Origin of the sequence: Pseudomonas sp. NPDC087598, assembly GCF_044743525.1 — a bacterium.
In the GTDB taxonomy this organism is placed as follows: Bacteria; Pseudomonadota; Gammaproteobacteria; order Pseudomonadales; family Pseudomonadaceae; genus Aquipseudomonas.
Genome location: NZ_JBIUWQ010000132.1, coordinates 1 through 3,456, shown reverse-complemented (window position 1 = coordinate 3,456; position 3,456 = coordinate 1). Strand labels below are relative to the sequence as shown.

6 protein-coding genes are annotated in these 3,456 nt (G+C 58.8%); 4 read left to right on the top strand and 2 right to left on the bottom strand.

Annotated features, from left to right (window positions below):
* Positions 1-108 precede the first annotated feature (108 nt).
* Positions 109-315 carry a hypothetical protein gene (locus tag ACIOWE_RS29955; RefSeq protein ID WP_008083982.1) on the bottom strand — a complete coding sequence of 69 codons (207 nt, stop codon included), beginning with the start codon at positions 313-315 and terminating at the stop codon, positions 109-111.
* 192 nt (positions 316-507) lie between these two features.
* On the opposite strand from ACIOWE_RS29955, the gene ACIOWE_RS29950 reads away from it, so the two are divergent.
* The gene (locus ACIOWE_RS29950; RefSeq protein WP_103306248.1) at positions 508-786 is read left to right on the top strand and encodes a hypothetical protein; all 279 of its coding nucleotides are present in this window, start codon (positions 508-510) and stop codon (positions 784-786) included.
* A 143-nt stretch (positions 787-929) separates the two neighbouring features.
* On the opposite strand, the gene ACIOWE_RS29945 is transcribed toward ACIOWE_RS29950, so the two are convergent.
* Entirely contained in the window at positions 930-2,093 is a 1,164-nt protein-coding gene (locus tag ACIOWE_RS29945; protein WP_201236844.1) for a 1-acyl-sn-glycerol-3-phosphate acyltransferase, read from the bottom strand.
* 141 nt (positions 2,094-2,234) lie between these two features.
* Between ACIOWE_RS29945 and ACIOWE_RS29940 the strand changes: the two genes are divergently transcribed.
* The 3 genes from ACIOWE_RS29940 to ACIOWE_RS29930 are packed head-to-tail and all read left to right on the top strand — an operon-like array spanning position 2,235 to position 3,347.
* Positions 2,235-2,417 carry a CPXCG motif-containing cysteine-rich protein gene (locus ACIOWE_RS29940; protein ID WP_401398561.1) on the top strand — a complete coding sequence of 61 codons (183 nt, stop codon included), beginning with the start codon at positions 2,235-2,237 and terminating at the stop codon, positions 2,415-2,417.
* A gap of 9 nt (positions 2,418-2,426) precedes the next feature.
* Complete coding sequence (locus tag ACIOWE_RS29935) at positions 2,427-2,687, top strand: putative signal transducing protein (protein ID WP_025109321.1); 261 nt, start codon at positions 2,427-2,429, stop codon at positions 2,685-2,687.
* A gap of 36 nt (positions 2,688-2,723) precedes the next feature.
* Positions 2,724-3,347: an SOS response-associated peptidase gene (locus ACIOWE_RS29930; protein ID WP_201236846.1), complete on the top strand. Its 624-nt coding sequence runs from the start codon at positions 2,724-2,726 to the stop codon at positions 3,345-3,347.
* The last annotated feature ends 109 nt before the right edge of the window (positions 3,348-3,456 follow it).

Here is a 3,456-nt window from a genome sequence, read left to right as displayed (position 1 = left end):
TGAACGCGGCGCTAAACGCGTAGCAAGCCTGGAAAAGGTGTAAACGATGTCCCCGGTCTAATGTGTAAAGGATGTACCGGTCTCTACAGTGAGGGTGCTTTTTTGCTTTTAGGCAGCCTGCGAGTAGAAGTCGAGGACACTGACGCCCGTCAGCAAATCAGTCTCGGGCAAATCCGCATGTTGATGCCCGCCCAGTGCGCAATACACCAGCCAATGGCGATCCTGAACATTGAAGGCGAGGCTGCCGACGAGGCTTTGCTGTTCGTCGTAAGGGGTGATGAGGTACAGGCGATCCTGGTTTTCAGCGTGAAGCATGTCGCGTTCCATGTGCGTTTCGAGGCGCGCAGGGTGGCGTATCCACATGACGAAGCCGTGACACAGGACAGCCATCGGTCGATTGCCGGGTTATTTGTCGTAAAAGGGAGGCGTTGGGGGCAGGTTTCGGTAGAATCCCGCCGCGGTCGTCGGTCTGGCGTCTGCCACACCGATTAAGTTTTGAGGTCTGTGATGTCGCTGCACTTGATGACGCTGTTTACCGCCCATCCCGCCAAACTGATCAATCTGTTGGCGCTGTTGCTGGCGTTTCCGGGCAGTTGGCTGCTCCATGCGACCCGCCGCCGTGAACAACGCGCAATGGCCAGCATTGCTGCTCAGCGTCAGGCGCAACCGAACGCCGAACCGATCCTCGATTGGGCGACGCTGCGCATGAACCGGTTTTTCTATCGTTTTGGTTTTGCCTGTCTGGGCCTTGCACTGATCATCTCGTGGATCAGCACCCGCTTCTGAAGCGAATGCAAAACCTTGTGGTGAGGGGATTTATCCCCGATGGCCTGCGCAGCAGGCCCATGATTTATCAGGCAGAAACATGGGGCCGCTGCGCGACCCATCGGGGATAAATCCCCTCGCCACAGGTGCGCAGTGCTGTTGTTTTACAGCGGCAACCCAGCCTTGACCCGGTACTGATTACGCACCGGCGTCGCATATTGCAGCACCAAATACGGACGATGCTCTACTGGGCACGCGTCCAGCCGGCTCTGCCACTCTTCCTGTGCCTTGGCCAGTTCATCCGCCGGGAACACTTCGGCAGCCTTTGGCACGTTCAGTTGCGGATCCGCGTCCGCCCACTGTGCATACGCCAGGTAATGCACCGGGAACAGGCGATAGCCGCCGAGAATCTGTTTGTCCATTTCGACCGCCAATTGCTTGGTGTCTTCGAACAGTTCTTTGATCGGCGCCGCGAAGTTCACGTGCACCCGGCCCTTGTAGCCGGTGATGCCCTTGGCGATGCTCACGTCATCCTCGCCCGGCGCTTTCGCGTAGGTGCCGGTGGTAGCGCGGATGTACAGCTCGCGGGCCTTGGCCTGGTCGCACGGGTCGTATTCATAGCTGATCGACACCGGGGTGACGTTCAGCGACTGAATCACTTCGCCGAACGGCTCGTCCTTGCGGCTCATGTGGAACATCTTGAGGATCGCCGACTCGGTGCGATCATCGCCATCCTTCGCCCGACCTTCAGCCTGAGCAATCCAGATCGACGCGCAATCGTTGCGGATCGAGTGGTTGATGTACGCCGAGAGCAGTTGATAGGCAGCCATTTTCTCGCGTCGCCCGGTGATCGAGCGGTGCACGATAAAACTCTTGTTCAGGCGCATCAGATCGCTGACAAACGGCTTTTGCAGCAGGTTGTCGCCAATCGCAATACGTGGCGTCGGCAGGCCGGCGTGGTACACGGCGTAGTTGACGAAGGCCGGGTCCATCACGATGTCGCGGTGGTTGGCGATGAACAGATAGGCGCTGCCGGACTTGAATTGCTCGACACCGGTGTAGGTCACGCCATCGGTAGCACGTTCGATGGTGTGGTCGACGTAAGACTCGACCTTGTCCTGCAAAGTCGCCACGGAGGTCACGTCGGCAAACTCACGACGCAGCCGATGGGCTATAAGAGGTTTGAGCATCCAGCCGAAAGCACCGGCAAAACGCGGGAAGCGGAAGTGGGTGAGGATATCTAGAAACGCCTTGTCGCCGAGCAGTCTTGCCAGTACCACAGGTACTTCGCTGTCGTCGTAAGGTCGGATGGCATCGAATTCGCCCATCATGCTCTCTTGTTGGAAACGGCTAGGGTAAGTAAAGGTGTTGATCAAACACCACGGGGCACGGTCTGAAAAAGTAGCCAGACAAAAATAGCCCTGCAAATAGACCGGCGATTATACGCACAAGTCACTTGGGAGACCGCGATGCTGGAAACCGCACTGTATGAATGTCCGTATTGTGGTGAAGAGGTCGAGACGACGGTGGACCTGTCCGGCGGCGATCAGACCTACATCGAGGACTGTCAGGTGTGTTGTCGGCCGATCACGTTCGTATTGCAGGTTCATGGCGAGGATTGGTTTCTGGAAGTCTTCAGCGAAAATGAGTGAGGCGCGCCCATGCAGCGAATCTACGAGCCGGAAAACCTGATGGAAGGCGAAATGCTCAAGGGCATGCTCGCCAGTGAAGGCATCGAGGCGCACCTGGTCGGGCGCGATCTGCTTGGCGGCACCGGCGAGTTGCCGATCTTCGGCCTGTTGGGACTGTCGGTCGACAACGATCAGGCCGAGTACGCCCGCGAGCTGATCACCGCGTACAATGCCGCGCTGCCGCTGCCCGGCGATGAACCGGAGAGCTTCCCCGGTACGCTGGTCTGTTAGGCTGACGTTCGTTTTACTTCTGAGTCGTGTTGCCCAATGTGTGGACGTTATGCCCTGTTTCGCTGGAACCGTGATTTCGCGGCCCTGCCAGGTTTTCCTGCCGATCAACTGGCGCAGTGGAACATTTCCCCCAATGATTCGGTGTTGATGCTGCGTGCCGCTGAAGACGGCCAACGCACCTTGGCCCGCGCTCGCTGGGGGCTGACGCCACCGTGGCTGACCGATCTGTCGCGCACGCCGGCGCATGCCCGGGCGGAAACCGTGGTTGAACAGCCGATGTTCCGTGAAGCGCTGCGTTTGCGCCGTTGTCTGCTGCCGGCCAACGGTTTTTACGAATGGCGCGGAACCCAGCGCAAGCGTCCGTACTGGCTGACACCGGGGGAGGGTTCCTCGCTGTTTTTTGCGGCGATCTGGGAAGCCTACCCGGTGCAGGAACAGGTGTGGCTGAGCACGGCGGTGATCACTCAATCGGCAGCCAGTCAGCGCCGGCCGTTGATTCTCGATGAGGCGGGGCAGGCGGCGTGGCTTGATCCCGAGACACCTCTGCATACATTGCAGGCGCTGCTGGCCAGTGAGCCCGCCGCGTTGCGTGAGCGGGTATTGGCGAACATGGTCAATGATCCGAAGCTCAACGGGCCGGAGTGTCTGACTCCGGGATAGTGGGGTAGATCAAGAGCCCCTCACTGTAGAGACCGGTACATCCTTTACACATTAGACCGGGGACATCGTTTACACCTTTTCCAGGCTTGCTACGCGTTTAGCGCCGCGT

Excerpts from the sequence above, each read along its gene's own strand:
- ACIOWE_RS29940 (WP_401398561.1), top strand. The coding sequence starts at position 2,235 with ATGCTGGAAACCGCACTGTATGAATGTCCGTATTGTGGTGAAGAGGTC.
- ACIOWE_RS29945 (WP_201236844.1), bottom strand. The coding sequence starts at position 2,093 with ATGGGCGAATTCGATGCCATCCGACCTTACGACGACAGCGAAGTACCT.
- ACIOWE_RS29935 (WP_025109321.1), top strand. The coding sequence starts at position 2,427 with ATGCAGCGAATCTACGAGCCGGAAAACCTGATGGAAGGCGAAATGCTC.
- ACIOWE_RS29950 (WP_103306248.1), top strand. The coding sequence starts at position 508 with ATGTCGCTGCACTTGATGACGCTGTTTACCGCCCATCCCGCCAAACTG.
- ACIOWE_RS29955 (WP_008083982.1), bottom strand. The coding sequence starts at position 315 with ATGCTTCACGCTGAAAACCAGGATCGCCTGTACCTCATCACCCCTTAC.
- ACIOWE_RS29930 (WP_201236846.1), top strand. The coding sequence starts at position 2,724 with ATGTGTGGACGTTATGCCCTGTTTCGCTGGAACCGTGATTTCGCGGCC.